The following is an 18,027-nucleotide window of genomic DNA, read 5'->3' on the forward strand; positions in this document are numbered from 1 at the left end:
GATCAACCCTAGCGTCGTGGGCATGACCGAGACCCCGTTCCGCATCCACATCCCGCAGTCCGACCTGGACGACCTCCACCGTCGCCTAGCCGACACCCGCTGGCCCGACCCTTTCGACGACCCGGCCTGGGACCTCGGCATTCCCGTACCCGAAGTCCAAGCCCTCGTCGACTACTGGCGCCTGGGCTTCGACTGGCGAGCGCAGGAAGAACGCCTCAACGGCTTCCCTCAGTTCACCACCACCATCGACGGTGCCAACATCCACTTCCTGCACCTCAAATCCCCCGAGCCGAACGCCGTTCCGCTTCTCCTCACCCACGGCTGGCCGGGCTCGATCGTCGAATTCCTTGACCTCATCGGCCCCCTCGCCGACCCCCGCGCGTACGGCGGCGACCCGGCCACCGCGTTCCACGTCGTGGTTCCCTCCGTGCCCGGGTTCGCCTTCTCCGGTCCGACGCCCGATCGCGGCTGGGGCCCGGCTCGGACGGCGCGTGCGTGGGCGGAGTTGATGACTCGACTCGGGTACGAGAACTTCGGCACGCACGGCGGCGACTGGGGGGCGTTGATCTCCCGCGAACTTTGCGTCCAATTCCCCGAGCGGATCATCGGCGCGCACGTGACGATGCTGCCCTCCGCGGTAGCGCGCGAAGAGGCGGACCTAGCGGGGCTCACCGGGGCTGAGCTGGCGAAAGGGCAGCGCTCGTTGGAGAAAGCCCGAGCCTTCCAGCGGACCGGAATCGGTTACGCGATGATCCAGTCCACCAAGCCGCAAACGCTTGCGTACGGTCTTACCGACTCCCCGGCCGGGCAGCTGGCCTGGATCGCCGAGAAGTTCCGGGCTTTCTCGAACACCGACCACGACCTGATCGACCGCGACGATCTGCTCGCCAATGTCTCGATCTACTGGTTCACCCGCACCGCCGCGTCGTCCTCGCGGATCTACGCCGACCAAGACGTCCAGTGGGGCGCGCCGCTGCCGAAGTCGACCGTGCCGACCGCTGTCGCGGTGTTTCCGGACGACATCGGGCTTCCGCTGCGGTCCCTGGCCGAGCGGACCGACCGGATCGTGCGGTGGACGGAGTTCCCGAGTGGCGGGCACTTCCCGGCGCTCGAAGAACCCGACCTGGTGATCGGGGATCTTCGAGCGTTCTTCTCCGCGGAGAGCTAGAGGTACTGCCCGGTTCCGGTGATGCCGTGCCCGTGGCCTTCGCCCGGCTGCCCGACCGAGCCGGACGAGCCCGCGGGCAGGCCCCGGCGCATCTGCTCCAGCTGCACCCGCGCCGCCATCTGCTGGGCGAACAGGGCGGTCTGGATGCCGTGGAACAGTCCTTCCAGCCAGCCGACCAGCTGGGCCTGCGCGATCCGCAGCTCGGCGTCCGAGGGGGTTTCGTCCTCGGTGAACGGGCGCACGAGGCGCTCCAGTTCTTCGCGCAACTCGGGGGCGAGGGCCGCTTCCAGTTCGCGCACCGACGTCTGGTGGATCTCGCGGACCCGGTTGCGGCTGGCGTCGTCCAGCGGTGCGGCGCGGACCTCCTCCAGCAGCTGCTTGATCATGGTGCCGATGCGCATCACCTTGGCCGGTTCCTCGACCAGGTCGCCGACGGACTCGTTCTCCTCGCCCTCGGGTACCGCCTGCGCGGTGCCGACCGGGACGCCGTCCGGCCCGACGACCACCACGCGCGGCGCGTCCGCGTCCCCGGCTGCGCCCGTTCCCCCGAAGTTCGGCTCGCTCATATGCTCCATCCCCGTCGGTCAGCGGTCCTGCCCCGAGCCTAGCGGCCGTTCGGGCAGTTCTGCCCAACCCCGCGGCAACCGCGAAACCGCACGTCCGTACGGTGTCCCCATGGCGTTCGACGTCGCTCGTATCCGTGGGCTCTTCCCCGCGCTTGGCGACGGCTGGATTCACTTCGACGGCGCCGCCGGAATGCTCGTGCCCGAACAGGTCGCTTCGGCCGTTTCGACAGCTATGCGGGCGCCGGTGTCCGGGCCGGGCGGAGCATTTCCGGCCTCCCAGCGGGCGGAAAGCATCGTCACCGCGGCCCGCCGGGCCGTGGCTGATCTGGTCGGGGCGGACCCGGCTGCCGTCGTGCTCGGGCCGAGTGCGCCGGTCCTGCTGCGCCGCCTCGTCGACGCGCTCGCCGAGCGGTGGACGATCGGCGACGAGATCGTCGTCTCGCGGCTCGACGAAGAGGCCAACATCGCGCCGTGGCGGCGCGCCGCGAAACGCGTCGGCGCGGTCGTGCGCTGGAGCGAGATCGACATCGAGACCTGCGAGCTGCCCGCGTGGCAGTACGAGACTCTCGTGTCCGCGCGGACGAAAGCGGTGTCGGTGACGCTGGCGTCCGGGTCCGTCGGGACCCGGCCGGACGTGCCGACGGTGATCGAATTCGCTAAGCGCGTCGGCGCGCTCGTGGTGGTCGACGCGACCTACGCCGCCCCGTTCGTGCCGCTTGACCTGCAAGAACTCGGTGCCGACGTCATGGTCGTCTCCGCTCCCTCATGGGGCGGACCGGCGGTCGGCGCGCTCGTGTTCCGCGAACCGGAGCTGCTGGAGCGCATCTCGTCGGTGTCGCTCGACCCGGCCGCCACCGGCCCCGCGCGGCTCGAACTCGGCCCGCACGCGTACCCGCTGCTGGCCGGTGTCGTCGCGTCCATCGACTACCTCGCCGGCCTCGACGACGCCGCCACCGGCTCGCGTCGGGAACGTCTCGTGACATCGCTCGGCTCGGCCAAGTCGTACCACGCCGGCCTGCTCGCGCAGCTGTCCACGGAACTGCGCTCGCTGCGGCACGTGATGGTAATCGGCGACGCGATGCGCCGGATCCCCGCGCTCGCGTTCGCCGTGGCAGGCGCGAAAGCGTCCCAGGTCGCCGAATACCTGGCGTCGCAAGGACTCTGCGCGTTCGCCGACGACGGCACTAGCGGCGTGTTCGCGTCGCTGGGCGTCGGCGAGGTCGGCGGAGCGGTGCGGATCGGGCTCGCGCACTACTCCAACGTGTTCGAGATCAACCAGCTGGTGCGGGTGCTCGAAGAACTGCGCTGAAGCGTCGTGAGTGGCAATCGCGGTTCTAACCGTGATCGCCACTCACGAGCGTTCAGGACTTCGCGGCCAGCAGCACCTTCCCGAAGATGCTGCCTTCCTCGAGCATCCGGTGCGCGGACGCGGCCTCGGCCATCGGCACCACGTCGCCGACGATCGGCTGCACCGAACCCTGTTCCACCAAGGGCCACAACCGATTCCGGACATCCGCGACGATCGCCGCTTTCTGGTCGAGCGGACGAGACCGCAGCCCGGCCGCGAACACGCTCGCGCGTTTGCCCAGCAGCTTGCCGATGTTTAGCTCGCCCTTGATCCCGCCCTGCATGCCGATGATGACCAAGCGGCCGTCCGCGGCGAGCGCGTCGACGTTGCGGTCCAGGTACTTCGCGCCCATGTTGTCGAGGATGACGTCGGCGCCCTTCGTTTCGGCGCGCAGCACCTCGACGAAGTCCTGTTCCTTGTAGTTGATCGTGATGTCCGCGCCGAGCTGGCGGCAGCGTTCGAGCCGCTCGGGCGAACCCGCGGTGACCGCGACGGTCGCGCCGAGTGCCTTGCCCACCTGGATCGCGTGCGTGCCGATGCCGCCCGCGCCGCCGTGCACCAGCAGGACCTGGCCCTCGCCGAGACCGGCGTGCATCACGACGTTCGCCCACACCGTGCAGGCCACCTCGGGCAGCCCGGCCGCGGAGACCGTCTCGATCTCGGCGGGCACCGGCAGCAGCTGGCCGGCCGGGACCGCGACGCGTTCGGCGTACCCGCCGCCGGCGAGCAGCGCGCACACCTCGTCGCCGACCTGCCAGCCGTCGACGCCCTCGCCGAGTTCGGCGATCGTGCCGGAGCATTCCAAGCCGAGGATGTCGCTCGCCCCTGGCGGCGGCGGATAGTTGCCCTGCCGCTGCAGCAGGTCGGCGCGGTTGACCGCGCTGGCCGTGACGTCCAGCAGCACCTCGCCGGGACCGGGTTCCGGATCGGGGACCTCGGTCCATTCGAGCACGTCGGGGGTACCGGGTTCGCGGATCGTGATCGCGTGCATGCGCCCGACTGTATCCCGGGTCAGCCGAGGTCGTTGGTGCTGAAGGTGTTGCAGCTCGCGGGCTGGCCGGTGCGGTAGCCGGTGGTGAACCACTTCTCGCGCTGCGCCGAGGTGCCGTGCGAGAAGCTCGACTTGTCGACGTGGCCGTTGCCGAGGTTCTTCTGGATGTAGTCGTCGCCGATCCGGGACGCGGTGTCGAGCGCGCGCGAGATGTCGTCCTGCGTGACGTCCTGGACCAGCGGTTTCCCGGAGCTGGTCGGGGTCGTGCTGGCGTGGTTGGCCCAGACGCCGGCGTAGCAGTCGGCCTGCAGTTCCAGCCGGACCGAGCCCGATGTCGGCCCGGTGCCGGTGCCGCGCTTGGACGTTCCGGTGAGGTTCTGCACGTGGTGGCCGTATTCGTGGGCCAGCACGTAGGCCTCGGTGAACAGCCCGCCCTTCGCGCCGAAGCGGGTCTTCAGCTCGTTGAAGAACGACAGATCGATGTACACGTACGAATCGGCCGGGCAGTAGAACGGGCCGGTGTCCGAGGTCGCGCCGCCGCAGCCGGTGCGCACGCCGCCGGTGAAGAAGCGGGTTGTCGCCTTGCGGTAGGTCTGGCCGGAACGGGAGAACTCCTGCGTCCAGTAGTCCTGGATGGAGTTGACGACCGCGACGATCGCGCAGTCGTGGTCGCGGTTCGCGTCGGCTCCGGTCTTGCACTTCTTCGCGAGCGTGCCGGCGTCCAGTTGCTGCCCGGACTGGACGTCGCTGAGCCCGATCCCGCCCGCCGCGGGCGAGGTCCCGGTGCTGGGAACGCCGCCGAACTGGGAAAACAGGAAGTAGATGACCAGGCCGACGAGGCCGAGCCCGCCGCCGCCGATGGCCACGCGGCCGCCGATGCCGCCGCCGCCTCCGCCGCTGCCGCGCATGTCCTGGATCTCAGAAGCGTCCAGATCCGCGTTGTCGTCGAATCGCACGCGGAAAGGGTAGCCGCAAACCTGGAAACGAGGCTGGGTGCGGCCCCTGCGCTGGGGGCCGCACCCAGGTACTACCGAGGTTTCGTTGACAGCGGTTGGCCACCTGCGGGCTGGCGTCCGGCGCTGCCTTCGCGGTGCCGAGGCCGCGAAGAGAAGCAGCGGCATAACGACGCCGGTGCGCGTGGCCGATGCCGGAGCGCACGGGGTGCTCGTGCTGTTCGCAATCGCGACCGAACCGGAACGGGGCCGTGCCGATCGCGGGGACACAGCGGGCGGTCAACCGCGGGAACTACCTGCCATGCCACCACCTGGCCTTTCCCGGGGGGAAACGCGGCCCGGCGTGCCCTTCGGCGCGCTCTTCGGATCCTCGTCGTCCCTCCGCTGCCTCCCGAGGATGCGCTTCTTCGCGCCGAGTCTCAACCTTTTCGTAACCCTCCATTGGGGGAAGTTCGGCCGGAAATTTCACGGCGGGCCGAAACGGAGCGGCGAAACCGGCCTTCTACGCTTCCGGACATGAGCGATGACCAGGACGTGCGCTGGCTCGACCCGGCCGAACAGCACGCCTGGCGGGCTTACATCGTCGCGTCGCTGCGGCTGCGCCAGCGGCTGCACCGCGAACTGACCGAAAGCCACGGCATCTCGCTCGCCGACTACGAGGTCCTGGTGTGCCTGAACCTGGCCCCGGACCGGTGCACCCGGATGACGGAACTGGCGGCCCAGCTGGGCTCGACGAAGAGCAGGCTGTCGCACCAGATCGGCAAACTGGAGATCGCCGGGCTGGTCACCCGCCGCCCGGACCCGGAAGACAAGCGCGGCGTGCTGACCGAACTGACCGACGCCGGCCAGCGCGTACTGGACGAAGCCGCGCCGACGCACGTGCGCGGCGCCCGCGAGCACCTGATCGACCTGCTGACGCCCGCCGAGCAGACCGCGGTGGCCACGGCGTTCACCCGGGTCCTCGAACACCTGGACGACGTCGAAGGACGGCGCGATACCCTGACCTAGAAGGAAGCGTGGCAGAGCGGCCGAATGCAGACGCCTTGAAAGCGTCCGTAGGGAAACCTACCGGGGGTTCAAATCCCTCCGCTTCCGCTTGACGCCTCGAGTGTCCGGCCCCGGATTCCGCACATCCCGCGGGAGACCGGGGCCGTTTTTCTCCGGCTGCCTGTCCCGGGTCCGCGCGGGTACCCTGTCCGTGCTGTGCGCCGGGTTCCCGTGGAGTCTTCCGTCATTCGCGACGTCGGCTACGACGCCGCGAAGTCGGTGCTGGAAATCGGATTCCGCAACGGCGGCGTTTACCGCTACCACCTCGTCCCCGCGCGGGTGCATCGTGAGCTGATGGCCGCCGAGAGCCCGGGGCGCTACCTCAACCAGGAGATCAAGCCGCGGTTTCCCGGGCAAGAGGTGGAGTGATTGCGGCGTCAGGCTTTCTTGGCCTCGCGCTGGGCGATTCGCGCCTGGACCTCCGGGCGGCGCAGCGGCGGCACGGTCGCCGGCGGCTGGCGGCGCTGCGGGAGTTCTTCCAGCAGCCGCGCGGTGATCTGGGCGATTTCGGCGACCGCCGCCTCGAACGGTTCGCGCGTCGCGTCCGAAAGAGACTGCACCCCGGTCACTTTGCGCACGTACTGGCGTGCCGCGGCTTCGATCTCGTCCGTGGTGGCGGCGGGCTGCAGGCCGCGGAGCGTCGTGATGTTTCGGCACATGTGCTTCAGGGTACGTCTCTGCGGCTGACCGCATCACACTCTAGGGCCAACCTCGTTGACGGGGTCCGAGATCGCCCGGCAACCTTGATGAAGTGCCCCTCAGACCGCGTGCTCCCCGGCTCAGCCGCCCCCTTCCGGAAGTTCCCGCCGACACCCCGATTCCCGAGCAGGCCTGGCAGCGCGTTCCCGCCGACGAACTGGTCACGCTCGTTTCCGTTGTCCTGATGGCACAAGGCTTTCCCGAAGAGCGTGCGCGTCCGGCCGCGGAAGCGTTGTGCCATGGCGATCTCACTGGCGCACCGGAAACCGGCGTCGGGGAGCTGACCCGGGTGCATTTGCCCGCGATCGAGAACGGGCTGGTCAGTCCTGGCGCGCAGCCGTTGCTGATCGCGGACCGTGGCGCTGCGGCGCTGGTCGACTATCGGCACGCGTCCGGGCTTTGGGCGGTTGGCGACGCGATGGATCGCGCCGTGCAGCGGGCCGGGCGGTTCGGGGTCGGGCTGCTGTCGTTGCGCGGGGTCGGGCCGTTCGGGCGGGTCGGGCATCACGCGGCGCGGGCGTTGCCGCACGGGATGATCGGCATTGTGATGGCTGCCGGAGGGTACGCGGATCAGCCGGTGCATCCGCTGGGGATGGCCGCTCCCGCCGGGGCTTATCCGGAGTTCGTGCTGGATGTTGATCTTGCTGACACGGCTCGGAATCCGCAGTTCGCCGGGTTCGCCCTGATGGTGGATGTGTTGGCCGGGGTGTTGTCCGGGGTCGCGGATCATGAGCACGACACTGGGTTGCTGGTGCTCGCGATCGCGCCTACGACGTTGCGTAGTGCGGATGGGTTTTACCGGGCTGCCAGTGCGGTGTTCGGGAGCATGCTCGGATGGGAGGGCGGTGCTCCGGTGCGGTATCCCGGATGGCGGGAGGCGCAGTATCTGGAGCAGTGCCGGGCGTTGGGGGTGCCGTTGCCCGGAGCGGTGCGGAGGCAGTTGGATTCGTTGGCGTTGAAGTTGGGCAGGGCGCCGTTGACCACTGTGGGGTGAGCGGGCTGGTCGTGAGGGGAACCCTGAGAGGGTGTTGTGGAACCTGGGTGGTTAGTCGTTGTGGTCTTCTGCTAGGCGGCGTGCTGCTTCGGTTTCGATGGGGCCGTGGGGTTCGATGTGTTCGTCGGCGAGGCGGGCTGCCATGAGCCGGATCATCGCGAACTGGATCATCGCCTCGGCGTGCGCGGTTTTGCGTTCGTAGTCGCGGGTCAAGCGTCTGCACCTCGTGAGCCAGCCGAAGGTTCGTTCCACCACCCACCGGCGGGGCAGCACCTGGAAGCCTTTCACATCGGCGTTGCGGGGCACCGCCACGATCTCGATGTTCTCGTTCTCCTCGGCCCAGCGGACGAGGGTGGCGTCTTTGGAGTTGACGTAGCCGCCGTCCACCCACACCAGCCCGAGCAGTGGAAACCGTGCCCGGATCCCGGCCAGCAGCAGCCGGGCTCCGGGACGGTCCTGCACCGACGCCGACCCCACGGACACGCCCAGGATCAGCCCGAGCGTGTCGACCAGGACATGCCGTTTGCGGCCCCGCACCCGTTTCCCCGCGTCGTAACCGATGTGTTCGCCGCCCTCGACGGTTTTCACCGACTGCGAGTCGAGGATCGCCGCCGAGGGCTGCGGGTCCCGGCCCTCGCGGACGCGGACCCTGTCGCGCAGCACGTCGTGCACGCGCGCCCAGGTGCCGTCCGCGGTCCAGGCCGCGAACACCCGATACGCCGTGGCCCACGGCGCGAGATCACGCGGCGCCAACCGCCACGCGCACCCGCTGACCAGCACATAACTGATCGTGTCGATCACCAGGCGACGCGAATGCACCGGCGGCCGACCGCCCAGGCCCGGATGAGTCCTGGGCAGCAACGGCTCCACCACCGCCCACTGCGCATCAGTCAACGACGAGTCATACCCCGGCTTGCACACACAGACGCACACCCGACCCGATGATCATCATCACCGCACCGCTACCACAGCCGACACACCGAACCGACCACCAGGTTCCACAACACCCTCTGAGGAATCAGGGTGGCCCTCACGGACGGTCAGGCCAGGGGAGTCAGTGCTCCAGAGAGACGCGGGCGGTTTCGTTGCCGACTGCTACTACGTCGCCGTCTGCCAGTTGGCGGCCCCGGCGGATTTCTACCTCGCCGTTGACGGTGACTTCTTCCGCGTCGATCAGGTCTTTCGCGTGTGAGCCGTTGTCCGCGAGGTCGGCCAGTTTCAGGAACTGGCCCAGCCTGATCGGTTCTCCGGTGATCGGGACGTCGCGCGTGCTCATGGACCGCATCATGTCACGGCATGGTTGTCGCTCGGTTGTACAGATCGATGATCTGGTCGTCGAAGTAGCTCGAGTACGAGACGTCGTCGGTGTAGCCGCCTCCCTCGTAGCCGCCGATTACGCCTACTACGGTGCCCGTTTTCGTGTCGGGGGACGGGTCGGCTACCAGCGGGCTGCCGCTCGTGCCGGTTGCGAAGCCTGGGCAGTCGACTCTCATCTGGTGTTCGTCTTGCTGCTGGGTGTGCGTTTCGCAGGTGGCGAGCTCGTCGACGCCGTCGGGGTAGCCGGCGACGGTCACGGGGCGCGCGAAGGGGCCGTTCGTGCCTAGCTGGTTGGCTCCGGTCACTGTCTCCAGCGGTTCCGGGGAACCGTCTTGGCGGGCGGTCGCGAAACCGACATCGAGGTTGGGATCGGACGAGTCGATCCAGCTCTGGGCGACCAGTTCGTTCCCGACCTGCCAGTATCCGTAGGGCGCGACGCCGTCGTGGAAACCCGGTGCGAAGGTGACATTGGCCAGGTAGCCGCCGCCTTCGCCGTCGTGGATGCAGTGTGCGGCGGTGAGCAGTTCGTCTCCGCGCGGGCTGTGCACGACGCTCGCGGTGCAGTAATGGGAGCCGTCGACGAACAGCGCGCCGATGGACGCTTGGATCGGCTTCGCCGGGGTCGGCGTCGTCGCGACCGCTGGCTCCGCTGCGTGCTCAGCACAAGCCACGATGGTCCCGCTCGCACTCATCAGTGCGAACAGCCCGATCACCGTGCGCCGCATGCCACCTCCTGTACTGGTCCTCGTCACTAGTATCAGAGAACGCGGTGAGACCAGGGTGGGGAGACGATGAAGGACTTCTCGAACAAAGTCGCAGTGATCACCGGAGCGGGCTCGGGCATCGGCCGGGCGCTGGCGCTTGAACTCGCGTTGCACGGCGCGCTCCTCGAACTGTCCGATGTCGACGCCGAGGGTCTCGAGGGCACGGTGCGCGAAGCCCGCGAACGCGGGGCCGAGGTGCGGGGGCATTCCCTCGACGTGGCCGACCGGGCCGCGGTCCTCGCGCACGCCGAAGACGTCGTCCAAGAGCACGGGCGGGTCAACCTCGTCGTGAACAACGCCGGGGTGGCGCTGGGCGCGACCGTCGAGGACATGACGTTCGAGGATTTCGACTGGCTGCTCGGCGTCAACCTCGGCGGCGTCGTGAACGGCACGAAGGCATTCCTGCCGCACCTCATCGACTCCGGCGACGGCTACGTCGTCAATATCTCCAGCGTGTTCGGATTCGTCGGAGTGCCTACGCAGAGTGCCTACAACGCGGCGAAGTTCGCCGTCCGCGGATTCACCGAGTCGCTGCGCGAAGAAATGCTCGCGGCGCGGCATCCAGTCGGCGTCAGCTGCGTGCACCCGGGCGGGATCAAGACCAACATCGCCCGCAACGCACGCGGCGGCGGGGGCGGCGACCAAGCCAAAGCGGCGGCCGGATTCGAGAAAATCGCCCTTACCACACCGAAGAAAGCGGCCGAGACGATCCTGCGCGGCGTGCGCAGGCGGTCCGCGCGGATCCTCATCGGACCGGACGCGTACGTGATCGACGCGATCCCGCGCGTCCTCGGTTCGGCATACCAGCGTCCGCTCGCGGTTTTGGCGCGCCAGGGACTCAAACGCGTCCAGCGGAACGGATAACGCGTCGCGACTGTCCGCATTCTTGATCACCCGATGGAGTTGCATTTTCGCCGAACCCCTCGGGAATGTCGCAGAATGCTGCCAGTCCACTCGTGTGTCCGCACCCCGGAGGTAGCCCTCGATGCTGCGCCTTGCCGAGCGCCGATTGGCCGCGCCCGCTGACCGCGCCTCCGGGGAACTGGTCGACCGCACCGGCATCATCGCCGCGAGCCTGCCGCGCGGGCCGCGGCTGCCGGACGAGGCCGCGCCGGAGACGAGCTGCGAATCGACCCAGCAGATCCCGGTGATCGCCGGGTGCGCGCCCGCCGAGGAACGACCGCGCGCGGTCGCGTCGCGGCGGCGGGCCCGGGTGTGGGTCGGCGCCGGATTGGCCGTGGTCCTGGTCGGGCTCGGCTGGCTCGCCGGAGGCTTCTTCACCGGCGCGCTGCCCGGACAGCCCGCGGACGACGCCGTCGTGCAGGCCGAGCAGCGCGTTCCGATCGCCGAGCAGCAGATCCCCGTCCCGTCGACGATCACGCCGCCGGTGACGCAGACCGCCCCGCCGGTCACGGTCTATGTCCCGGTGCCCGCGCACCAGACTCCGGCGCGGCGGCACAATCCGGTCCACCCGACTACGCCGCGCGCGGCGGCGGCTCCGCAATCCTCGGCGCAGGCCGATCCGCGTGCGGACCTCGACACGCCGACGCCGAGCAAGACCCCGGCGCGGGTGGGCATCGACCAGTTCCTCGACTGGAAGCCCTGGCTTGACGCGGCACAGCGGATGGCTGGCGGGCGCTGACCACAGGGTCGTGCGTGTTTATGCCGGTGAGAACTGGCGTGAACACGCACGACGGGTCAGCCGATCCAGCCGTATTCGTGTTCCGGACGTCCCGTCGCGCCGTAGCGGAGCCGCATCTCCACTGCTCCCGACTCCGCCAGCGCGGTCAGATATCGCTGCGCCGTAGCGCGGGCCATGCCGAGTTCGCGGGCCACTTCGGCGGCCGACAGCGGGGTCGGCGAACCGCGCAGCCGCTCCGACACCAGGCGTGCCGTCGCGCTTGATTGGCCCTTCGGGGTCGCCGCGCGGTCTTGATCGTGGAGGGCGCGGAAGGCCCGGTCCACGTCGTCCTGGGACAGTGGACGTTCGGTCGTGACCAGGCCGCGGTACCGGGCGTACGACGTGAGCCGTTCCGACAACTGCCGCGTCGTGAACGGTTTGATCAGGTAGTTCAGGGCCCCCGCACGGATCGCGGCGGAGATCGACGCTGCGTCGGTGGCGGCGGACAGCACGATGGTGTCCGTCTTCAGATCGGGCAGGACGGAAAGGCCGGGCTCATCCGGCAGGTAGACGTCCAGCAGCACCAGGTCGGGGGCCAGTTCCCGTACGCGGGCGCGGGCTTCGGCGGCCGTGTGCGCGACCCCGGCGACGGTGAAGCCCGGTACCTCCGACACGAATCCCGCGTGCACGCCGGCGACGCGGAAGTCGTCGTCCACGATCAGGGTGCGGATCATGCGTCGGTCTCCTCGGGTCGGTCCAGCAGGCCGGGAAGTTTGGCCACGAACAACGCACCGGTCGTCGCGCCGCCGGGGTCGGCGAGCCACACGTCGCCGTCGCGGGCGCGGGCGGCTTGGCGGGCCAAGGCCAGCCCGAGGCCGTGCCCGGGACTGAGCTTTGTGGACACTCCTTCGTCGAAAAGCTTGTCCCTTAAGGTCTCGTCAATTCCGGGTCCGCTGTCTACAACGGACACGTGCAAGGTGGCACCATCGGCTAGCAGACCGACTTCGACCCACGCGGGGCGGCGCGGGCCCATGCGCGCGGCGTGCAGGGCGTTGTCGACGAGGTTGCCGATCACGGTGCCCGCGGCGATCGGGTCGGTGACCGAGGCGGGGACCCAGGCGTCGTCGGCCAGTCGCAGTTCCATGCCTTTTTCCTGCGCCTGCTCGGTTTTCGCGACCAGCAAGGCTTGCAGATACGGATCGGTGACTCGATCGTCGAGCGGTTCCGCACGCGAGGCAGTGGTTTCGGTGAGGGTTTGCAGGTAGTCCTCGGCTTCGGTGTGGTGGCCCAGCTGCAGCAGACCGGACAGTGTGTGCAGGCGGTTCGCGAACTCGTGCCGTTGTGCGCGAAGGCCGTCGGAGAGCGAGCGGATTCCGTCGAGTTCGCGGGTGAGGGTGTCGAGGTCGGTGCGGTCGCGGAACGTCAACACCGTGCCCAGCGCGCGCTCATCCCGTTGCACGGCACGGGAATTGATCACCAGGACGCGGTTTCCGGCCACGGCCAGGAGGTTGTCCACAGGCCGTCCTTCGGCGACGGCTTTGTGCACTCGCGGGGACAGGTCCAGTTCCTCCAGCGGCGCGCCGACTGGGAGCGGGGTGCCGAGGAGACGTTCGGCTTCGTCGTTGCGGACGGTCACCCGGTGTTCCGCGTCGACGGCCAGCACGCCTTCGCCGATGCCGTGCAGGACGGCTTCGCGTTCGTAGAGCAGTTCGGTCAGTTCGTGGGGTTCGAGGCCGTGGGTTACGCGGCGGAGACGGCGGTTGAGCAGGGCGGACGCACCCGCGCCGATCAGGAGCGCACCACCGCCGAAGACCATGGTCAGGATGAACAGCCGGTTGAAGTCGCCGGTCAGTTCGCCGACCCGGTAGCCGACGCTCACCTCGCCGACGACCCGCGAACCCTGCTTGATCGGGGTCTTGCTGCGGACGGACGGCCCCAAGGTGCCCGCGTTGAACTCGCTGACCACGTCGTTGCCCGCGATCACCTCCTCCCACGGCGAGCTCACTCTCTTGCCGACCGCGGACAGCGTCGGGTGGGCCAGCCGGATGCCGTGGTCATCGGTGATGACCACGAACAACAGCGCGTCGTCGGTCTGTGTCTCCGCTTCGACTCGCTGCTGGAGGTCCGCGTTGGGTTTCCGGGAGGCCGCACCGGCGATCACCACCGGCTCCGTAGCCACCGATTTCGCGATCGCCAAGGCGCGCTCGCCGTACTGTTCGGTCAGGGTCGTGCGCAGGAGCCAGCTGATCAAGGCGACGCCGAGGCCCACGACGAGGACCACCACGCCGATCTGCAACAGCAGCACCTGACGGGTGAACCGCATCCGCGGAAAGAGCGCCCACTTCGGCATGCCAGGGAACATACCCCCAGCTCAGCGCTGTGCGCTAAACGAGCAAAACGTGGAGAACGTGCAGAGCGCACGCAGAACGTCGACAAGCTTCTCGCCCCGTGTAACCCGCTCTTAACCTGCCTCGAGCGAGTCCCCACCGTGACGAAGGAGTCACCTCGATGGCCCCACTCATCAAACTGATCGGCGCCACCAAAAGGTTCCCGAGCGGATCAGGTTCTGTCCACACCGCTGTCCGCGAGCTGACCATGACCGTCGAACCGGGGGAGTTCGTCGCCGTGGTCGGGCCGACCGGGTGCGGCAAATCCACCACGTTGTCCCTGGTCTCCGGGTTGCAGCCGCCGTCGGCGGGCCGGGTCGTCGTGCACGGGTCCGACGTGAAGTCGATTCCGGACGGCGTCGGCTACATGTTCCAGACCGACGCGGTGATGCCGTGGCGTTCGGTGCTGGACAACGTCGCGTCCGGGCCGCGGTTCCGCGGTGCGTCCAAAGAGGACGCTCGGAAGAAGGCGGCCGACTGGATCGGCCGCGTCGGACTGGCCGGGTTCGAGAAGTACTACCCGCACCAGCTTTCCGGCGGGATGCGCAAGCGTGTCGCGTTGGCGCAGACGCTGGTCACCGAGCCGAAAATCCTGCTGATGGACGAGCCGTTCTCCGCGCTCGACGTCCAGACCCGCGCGCTGATGCAGGACGAGTTGCTCCGACTGTGGTCCGGCACCGGTGCCGCGGTGATCTTCGTGACGCACGACCTCGACGAGGCGATCGCGTTGGCGGACAAGGTGGTCGTCCTGACCACGAGCCCGGCGACGGTCAAGGACGTCTTCGAGATTCCGCTCGAACGGCCGCGCAAGGTGGAAGACCTGCGGCTGACCGAGGAATTCCGCAAGCTCTACTCCGACATCTGGGAATCGCTGCGCGGCGAGGTCGACAAGGCCCGCCAGAAGGGAGCGACCGGTGTCGCTTGAGACTCAGACCGCGCCGACGCCGGTCTTCGAAACCGAACAGGACATTCTCTCCCGCGCGAAGCGCTCCGCCGGACGGCACAAGCGCAACGTCTGGCTGCTGCGGCTGGCGATTCTCGTTGCCTGGCTGGGGTTGTGGGAGATCGCGGGCCGGTTCTGGATCGACCCGTTCTTCTATTCGATGCCGTCGAAGATCTGGGAACGGCTCACCGAATGGTTCACGACCGGAACCGACTTCGGGACCATTTGGTACCAGATCCTGGTGACCGTCGAGGAAGCCGTGATCGGTTTCGTGCTCGGTGCGGTCGCGGGCGTGATCTGCGGGGTCATTCTCGGCCGCAGCGCGTATCTCGCCGAGGTGCTGGCTCCGTTCATCAAGGCAGCCAACGCAATGCCGCGGATCGTGCTCGCCGCGTTGTTCGTGATCTGGTTCGGCCTCGGACTGTCCTCGAAGGTCGCGACGGTGTTCGTGCTGGTGTTCTTCGCGGTGTTCTTCAACGCGTTCACCGGCGCCCGTGAAGTGGACCGCAACCTGATCGACAACGCCCGCATCCTCGGCGCGACGCGGTGGCAGGTGCTGCAGTCGATCGTTCTGCCCAGCGCGACGTCGTGGATTCTTTCGTCCCTGCACGTCGCGTTCGGTTTCGCGTTGATCGGTGCGGTCGTCGGTGAGTACACCGGTGCCAAGGCGGGCATGGGCTTCCTGATCGCCAATGCGCAGGGAACGTTCGACACCGCCGGGGTTTACGCCGGGATGCTGGTGATCATGGTCGTCGCCTTGTTCGCGGAATGGCTGATCGGTTCGGCCGAGCGCAAACTGCTGCGCTGGCGTCCGCAGATGTCGGCCGACGACGGACGGCGGGACATCTGAGATGCGGCTGAAAAGGACACTCGCGGTCGCGGCGGCCGCGCTGGTGACCGTGGCCGGGGTGAGCGCCTGCCGGGATTCCCGGGAGATCGACCTCGGCAACGGCGGGCGGCCGCACATCAAGATCATGGTCGGCGGACTGTCCAAAGTGATCTATCTGCCGGGTCAGCTCGCGAAGCAGCTGGGCGAGTACCAGAAGCAGGGCTTGGACGTCGAACTGTTCGACCAGCCGTCCGGGGCCAACGCGGAAACCTCGCTGCTGGCCGGCGAAGTGCAGGGCGTGGTCGGGTTCTACGATCACACGATCGACTTGCAGGCCAAGGACCAGTGCATCACCAGCGTGGTGCAATTCGCGAATGTGCCGGGGGAAGCGGAAATGGTCGCGACCCCGAAAGCCGGGCACATCAAGTCCGGTGCGGATTTCCGCGGAAAGAATCTCGGCGTGACGTCGCTGGGGTCGTCGACCGACTTCCTCACCAAGGCGCTCGCCAGCCGCGGCGGGGTCGGCAGCAAGGATTACACGCCGGTGAAGGTCGGGGCCGGGCAGACGTTTATCTCTGCCATGCAACAAGGTTCGATCGACGCGGGGATGACGACTGACCCGACCATCGCGCAGCTGACGAACACCGGACAGGCCAAGGTGCTCTACGACATGCGCACGCCGGAAGGCACGCGCGCGGCGCTGGGCGGGCTGTATCCGGCGAGCTCGCTGTACATGAGCTGCGAAATCGTGAAACGCTATCCGGACGTCGTGCAGAAACTCGCCAACGCGTATGTGAATTCGCTGAAGTGGCTTTCCACGCACACCGCGGAGCAGGTGGCCGATCTGATGCCGCCGTCGTTCGCGGGCGGGGACAAGGCGTTGTACGTCAAGTCTCTCAAGGACAGTCTGCCGATGTTCACCAAGGACGGCCGGATGGACCCGTCCGGAGCGCAGAACGTGCTGAAGGTGCTGGGTGCGTCTTCGAGCAACGTGAAGCCCAAAAAGGACAAGATCGATCTGTCCAAGACGTACACGACCCAGTTCGTGGACGCCGCGCACGCCCGTACGGCGCGGTAGTCCACTTCGGAAGGAGTCCGTGCCGGCCCGCTGCCTCCCCAGGCGGGCGGGCACGGACTTCCGTGTACACAAAGGAGAATCGGGACATTTGGTGAAGATTTCCCGAGATGTGAATACCCTTCGAAAGTAGCTACCAACTCGGGCGAGCGAAATTCAACACTGGTACGCGCAGGCACTCCCGTGACCAGATTGGATGCCCATGAGTTCACGATCTTTCCGTCGTCCCCTCGGATTGCTGGCGGTCGGCGCGTTCGCGGCCGCGACCCTCGTGGCCGGCGCGGGAGCCGGACCCGTCACCTTCGGCAAGCACTTCCACGGGAACCACTACTCCGGCGGGAACTGGGGCGGTTACGTCAGTTTCGGCAGCTTCACGACCGCGACCGCGGGGTGGACCGAACCGGCGGCGACCTGCAACTCCAGCAACGACCTCTTCGCGCCGTGGGTGGGCATCGACGGCGACGGATCGTCCTCTGTGGAACAAACCGGCGTGGCGACCGACTGCTCCAGCGGCAGCCCGCAATACCAGGCGTGGTACGAAATGTACCCGGCCGCACCGGTCTACTACTCGGCGAGCGAGGCACCGGTGAAAGCGGGAGACCACATCACCGCGACGGTCACGCGCAGCAACAACAGCTACAAACTCGACCTGAAGAACGACACTCAAGGCTGGACGAAGACGACTACGCAGTCGCTCAACGCGAAGCACTCGTCGGCTGAAGCGATCATCGAATCGCCGTCCGATTCGTACCCGGCGATCAACGGCGGCGTGAAGTTCGACGGCGTCAAGTTCGATGGCAAGAACCTCGCCGACACCAGCCCGCAGGGTCTCAACGCGGACGACGGCGGCAGCGCGACCTGGACCCCCGGCGCGATCGGCTCGGACGGCCAGAGCTTCACCATGACCCGCCAGTAAAAGGTCGTGCGCGGAACCCTGCGGGAATCTGATTCCCGCAGGGTTCCCTTCACGGACGTTCGAAGCGGTAGGCGCGTTCGACCCGGGAGACCTGGACGTCGAAGGAGCGGTACCACTCGGCGCGGCCGTGGTTACGGGTTTCGGTGTGCTCCAGATTGGTGCGCCATCCGGTAATGGATTCCTCGTCCTGCCAGTACGACACGGTGATGCCGAGCCCGGACTCGTCGCGGACGGAATTCATGCCGAGGTAGCCCGGCTGTTTCGCGGCAAGCTCGGCCATGTAGGCCGCACGCTCGGCGTAGCCGCGGTCGCCGTCGGTGCGCCGGGACGTGAAGATCACCGCGTAGTACGGCGGTTCGGGAAGCTCCATGGCTGGAGATATACCTGGCGGACGCGGGCGAGGCCAGCG

General features: G+C 68.0%; 21 protein-coding genes and 1 tRNA gene. 12 read left to right on the top strand and 10 right to left on the bottom strand.

The genetic code is table 11. The features are described 5' to 3' along the window. The first annotated feature begins 22 nt into the window (after positions 1–22). Positions 23–1,168 carry an epoxide hydrolase family protein gene (locus tag L3Q65_RS37295; protein ID WP_237597768.1) on the top strand — a complete coding sequence of 382 codons (1,146 nt, stop codon included), beginning with the start codon at positions 23–25 and terminating at the stop codon, positions 1,166–1,168. Here the strand turns inward: L3Q65_RS37295 and L3Q65_RS37300 are convergent. Next, positions 1,165–1,743, bottom strand: coding sequence for a bacterial proteasome activator family protein (locus L3Q65_RS37300; protein WP_182893705.1), 579 nt, complete (start codon positions 1,741–1,743; stop codon positions 1,165–1,167). The genes L3Q65_RS37295 and L3Q65_RS37300 overlap by 4 nt on opposite strands. A gap of 100 nt (positions 1,744–1,843) precedes the next feature. Between L3Q65_RS37300 and L3Q65_RS37305 the strand changes: the two genes are divergently transcribed. After that, positions 1,844–3,043 carry a cysteine desulfurase-like protein gene (locus tag L3Q65_RS37305; RefSeq protein WP_182893706.1) on the top strand — a complete coding sequence of 400 codons (1,200 nt, stop codon included), beginning with the start codon at positions 1,844–1,846 and terminating at the stop codon, positions 3,041–3,043. A 52-nt stretch (positions 3,044–3,095) separates the two neighbouring features. On the opposite strand, the gene L3Q65_RS37310 is transcribed toward L3Q65_RS37305, so the two are convergent. After that, positions 3,096–4,073, bottom strand: a complete 978-nt coding sequence (locus tag L3Q65_RS37310) for an NAD(P)H-quinone oxidoreductase (protein WP_182893707.1) — start codon at positions 4,071–4,073, stop codon at positions 3,096–3,098. Positions 4,074–4,093: 20 nt separating this feature from the next. Then, positions 4,094–5,029: a neutral zinc metallopeptidase gene (locus tag L3Q65_RS37315; protein ID WP_182893708.1), complete on the bottom strand. Its 936-nt coding sequence runs from the start codon at positions 5,027–5,029 to the stop codon at positions 4,094–4,096. Between the two features lie 513 nt (positions 5,030–5,542). On the opposite strand from L3Q65_RS37315, the gene L3Q65_RS37320 reads away from it, so the two are divergent. The 3 genes from L3Q65_RS37320 (at position 5,543) to L3Q65_RS37330 (ending at position 6,442) form a co-directional block, all read left to right on the top strand. Continuing rightward, positions 5,543–6,034, top strand: a complete 492-nt coding sequence (locus tag L3Q65_RS37320) for a MarR family winged helix-turn-helix transcriptional regulator (RefSeq protein ID WP_182893709.1) — start codon at positions 5,543–5,545, stop codon at positions 6,032–6,034. A gap of 2 nt (positions 6,035–6,036) precedes the next feature. Continuing rightward, positions 6,037–6,121: transfer RNA gene (locus L3Q65_RS37325), tRNA-Ser, on the top strand. Positions 6,122–6,244: 123 nt separating this feature from the next. After that, a complete protein-coding gene (locus L3Q65_RS37330) occupies positions 6,245–6,442 on the top strand; it encodes a KTSC domain-containing protein (protein ID WP_198545237.1) in 198 nt (65 codons plus the stop codon). 8 nt (positions 6,443–6,450) lie between these two features. Here L3Q65_RS37330 and L3Q65_RS37335 read toward each other — a convergent pair whose 3' ends face one another. Further along, the gene (locus L3Q65_RS37335; protein ID WP_037807183.1) at positions 6,451–6,732 is read right to left on the bottom strand and encodes a DUF2277 domain-containing protein; all 282 of its coding nucleotides are present in this window, start codon (positions 6,730–6,732) and stop codon (positions 6,451–6,453) included. Between the two features lie 92 nt (positions 6,733–6,824). Between L3Q65_RS37335 and L3Q65_RS37340 the strand changes: the two genes are divergently transcribed. After that, entirely contained in the window at positions 6,825–7,766 is a 942-nt protein-coding gene (locus L3Q65_RS37340) for an Ldh family oxidoreductase (RefSeq protein WP_182893710.1), read from the top strand. Positions 7,767–7,817: 51 nt separating this feature from the next. Here L3Q65_RS37340 and L3Q65_RS37345 read toward each other — a convergent pair whose 3' ends face one another. The 3 genes from L3Q65_RS37345 to L3Q65_RS37355 all read right to left on the bottom strand — a co-directional run bounded on the left by L3Q65_RS37345 (position 7,818) and on the right by L3Q65_RS37355 (position 9,808). Next, on the bottom strand, positions 7,818–8,699 hold the full coding sequence (locus L3Q65_RS37345; protein ID WP_237597769.1) for an IS5 family transposase: 882 nt from the start codon (positions 8,697–8,699) through the stop codon (positions 7,818–7,820). A 121-nt stretch (positions 8,700–8,820) separates the two neighbouring features. Then, positions 8,821–9,042 carry an RNA-binding S4 domain-containing protein gene (locus L3Q65_RS37350; protein ID WP_182893711.1) on the bottom strand — a complete coding sequence of 74 codons (222 nt, stop codon included), beginning with the start codon at positions 9,040–9,042 and terminating at the stop codon, positions 8,821–8,823. A 13-nt stretch (positions 9,043–9,055) separates the two neighbouring features. Beyond that, positions 9,056–9,808 (bottom strand): serine protease, encoded by a 753-nt coding sequence (locus L3Q65_RS37355; protein WP_182893712.1) that lies wholly within the window; start codon positions 9,806–9,808, stop codon positions 9,056–9,058. 66 nt (positions 9,809–9,874) lie between these two features. Here L3Q65_RS37355 and L3Q65_RS37360 point away from each other — a divergent pair, with 66 nt between their 5' ends. Beyond that, positions 9,875–10,711, top strand: a complete 837-nt coding sequence (locus L3Q65_RS37360; RefSeq protein ID WP_182893713.1) for an SDR family oxidoreductase — start codon at positions 9,875–9,877, stop codon at positions 10,709–10,711. Between the two features lie 121 nt (positions 10,712–10,832). After that, on the top strand, positions 10,833–11,489 hold the full coding sequence (locus tag L3Q65_RS37365) for a hypothetical protein (protein ID WP_237597770.1): 657 nt from the start codon (positions 10,833–10,835) through the stop codon (positions 11,487–11,489). Between the two features lie 56 nt (positions 11,490–11,545). Here L3Q65_RS37365 and L3Q65_RS37370 read toward each other — a convergent pair whose 3' ends face one another. Then, complete coding sequence (locus L3Q65_RS37370) at positions 11,546–12,202, bottom strand: response regulator (RefSeq protein ID WP_182893715.1); 657 nt, start codon at positions 12,200–12,202, stop codon at positions 11,546–11,548. Further along, entirely contained in the window at positions 12,199–13,791 is a 1,593-nt protein-coding gene (locus L3Q65_RS37375) for a sensor histidine kinase (protein WP_182893933.1), read from the bottom strand. The genes L3Q65_RS37370 and L3Q65_RS37375 overlap by 4 nt, the downstream gene beginning before the upstream one ends. Before the next feature lie 185 nt (positions 13,792–13,976). On the opposite strand from L3Q65_RS37375, the gene L3Q65_RS37380 reads away from it, so the two are divergent. The 4 genes from L3Q65_RS37380 to L3Q65_RS37395 all read left to right on the top strand — a co-directional run bounded on the left by L3Q65_RS37380 (position 13,977) and on the right by L3Q65_RS37395 (position 17,618). Then, positions 13,977–14,780: an ABC transporter ATP-binding protein gene (locus tag L3Q65_RS37380; protein WP_237597771.1), complete on the top strand. Its 804-nt coding sequence runs from the start codon at positions 13,977–13,979 to the stop codon at positions 14,778–14,780. After that, positions 14,770–15,648: an ABC transporter permease gene (locus L3Q65_RS37385; protein WP_182893716.1), complete on the top strand. Its 879-nt coding sequence runs from the start codon at positions 14,770–14,772 to the stop codon at positions 15,646–15,648. The genes L3Q65_RS37380 and L3Q65_RS37385 overlap by 11 nt, the downstream gene beginning before the upstream one ends. A 1-nt stretch (position 15,649) precedes the next feature. Continuing rightward, a complete protein-coding gene (locus L3Q65_RS37390; protein ID WP_182893717.1) occupies positions 15,650–16,705 on the top strand; it encodes an ABC transporter substrate-binding protein in 1,056 nt (351 codons plus the stop codon). A gap of 199 nt (positions 16,706–16,904) precedes the next feature. Continuing rightward, on the top strand, positions 16,905–17,618 hold the full coding sequence (locus L3Q65_RS37395) for a G1 family glutamic endopeptidase (RefSeq protein ID WP_043837749.1): 714 nt from the start codon (positions 16,905–16,907) through the stop codon (positions 17,616–17,618). Positions 17,619–17,667: 49 nt separating this feature from the next. Here the strand turns inward: L3Q65_RS37395 and L3Q65_RS37400 are convergent, their stop codons facing one another. Next, entirely contained in the window at positions 17,668–17,988 is a 321-nt protein-coding gene (locus L3Q65_RS37400) for an antibiotic biosynthesis monooxygenase (RefSeq protein WP_182893718.1), read from the bottom strand. Positions 17,989–18,027: the final 39 nt, after the last annotated feature.

It is taken from the genome of Amycolatopsis sp. FU40, assembly GCF_021903635.1.
GTDB classification, from domain to species: domain Bacteria; phylum Actinomycetota; class Actinomycetes; order Mycobacteriales; family Pseudonocardiaceae; genus Amycolatopsis; species Amycolatopsis dendrobii.

Bases quoted from the DNA above. Each gene is read 5' to 3' on its own strand.
- L3Q65_RS37355 (WP_182893712.1), bottom strand. From the start codon at position 9,808: ATGCGGCGCACGGTGATCGGGCTGTTCGCACTGATGAGTGCGAGCGGG.
- L3Q65_RS37370 (WP_182893715.1), bottom strand. From the start codon at position 12,202: ATGATCCGCACCCTGATCGTGGACGACGACTTCCGCGTCGCCGGCGTG.
- L3Q65_RS37360 (WP_182893713.1), top strand. From the start codon at position 9,875: ATGAAGGACTTCTCGAACAAAGTCGCAGTGATCACCGGAGCGGGCTCG.
- L3Q65_RS37335 (WP_037807183.1), bottom strand. From the start codon at position 6,732: ATGTGCCGAAACATCACGACGCTCCGCGGCCTGCAGCCCGCCGCCACC.
- L3Q65_RS37310 (WP_182893707.1), bottom strand. From the start codon at position 4,073: ATGCACGCGATCACGATCCGCGAACCCGGTACCCCCGACGTGCTCGAA.
- L3Q65_RS37400 (WP_182893718.1), bottom strand. From the start codon at position 17,988: ATGGAGCTTCCCGAACCGCCGTACTACGCGGTGATCTTCACGTCCCGG.
- L3Q65_RS37350 (WP_182893711.1), bottom strand. From the start codon at position 9,042: ATGAGCACGCGCGACGTCCCGATCACCGGAGAACCGATCAGGCTGGGC.
- L3Q65_RS37295 (WP_237597768.1), top strand. From the start codon at position 23: ATGACCGAGACCCCGTTCCGCATCCACATCCCGCAGTCCGACCTGGAC.
- L3Q65_RS37320 (WP_182893709.1), top strand. From the start codon at position 5,543: ATGAGCGATGACCAGGACGTGCGCTGGCTCGACCCGGCCGAACAGCAC.
- L3Q65_RS37395 (WP_043837749.1), top strand. From the start codon at position 16,905: ATGAGTTCACGATCTTTCCGTCGTCCCCTCGGATTGCTGGCGGTCGGC.
- L3Q65_RS37375 (WP_182893933.1), bottom strand. From the start codon at position 13,791: ATGCGGTTCACCCGTCAGGTGCTGCTGTTGCAGATCGGCGTGGTGGTC.
- L3Q65_RS37300 (WP_182893705.1), bottom strand. From the start codon at position 1,743: ATGGAGCATATGAGCGAGCCGAACTTCGGGGGAACGGGCGCAGCCGGG.
- L3Q65_RS37305 (WP_182893706.1), top strand. From the start codon at position 1,844: ATGGCGTTCGACGTCGCTCGTATCCGTGGGCTCTTCCCCGCGCTTGGC.
- L3Q65_RS37380 (WP_237597771.1), top strand. From the start codon at position 13,977: ATGGCCCCACTCATCAAACTGATCGGCGCCACCAAAAGGTTCCCGAGC.
- L3Q65_RS37365 (WP_237597770.1), top strand. From the start codon at position 10,833: ATGCTGCGCCTTGCCGAGCGCCGATTGGCCGCGCCCGCTGACCGCGCC.
- L3Q65_RS37390 (WP_182893717.1), top strand. From the start codon at position 15,650: ATGCGGCTGAAAAGGACACTCGCGGTCGCGGCGGCCGCGCTGGTGACC.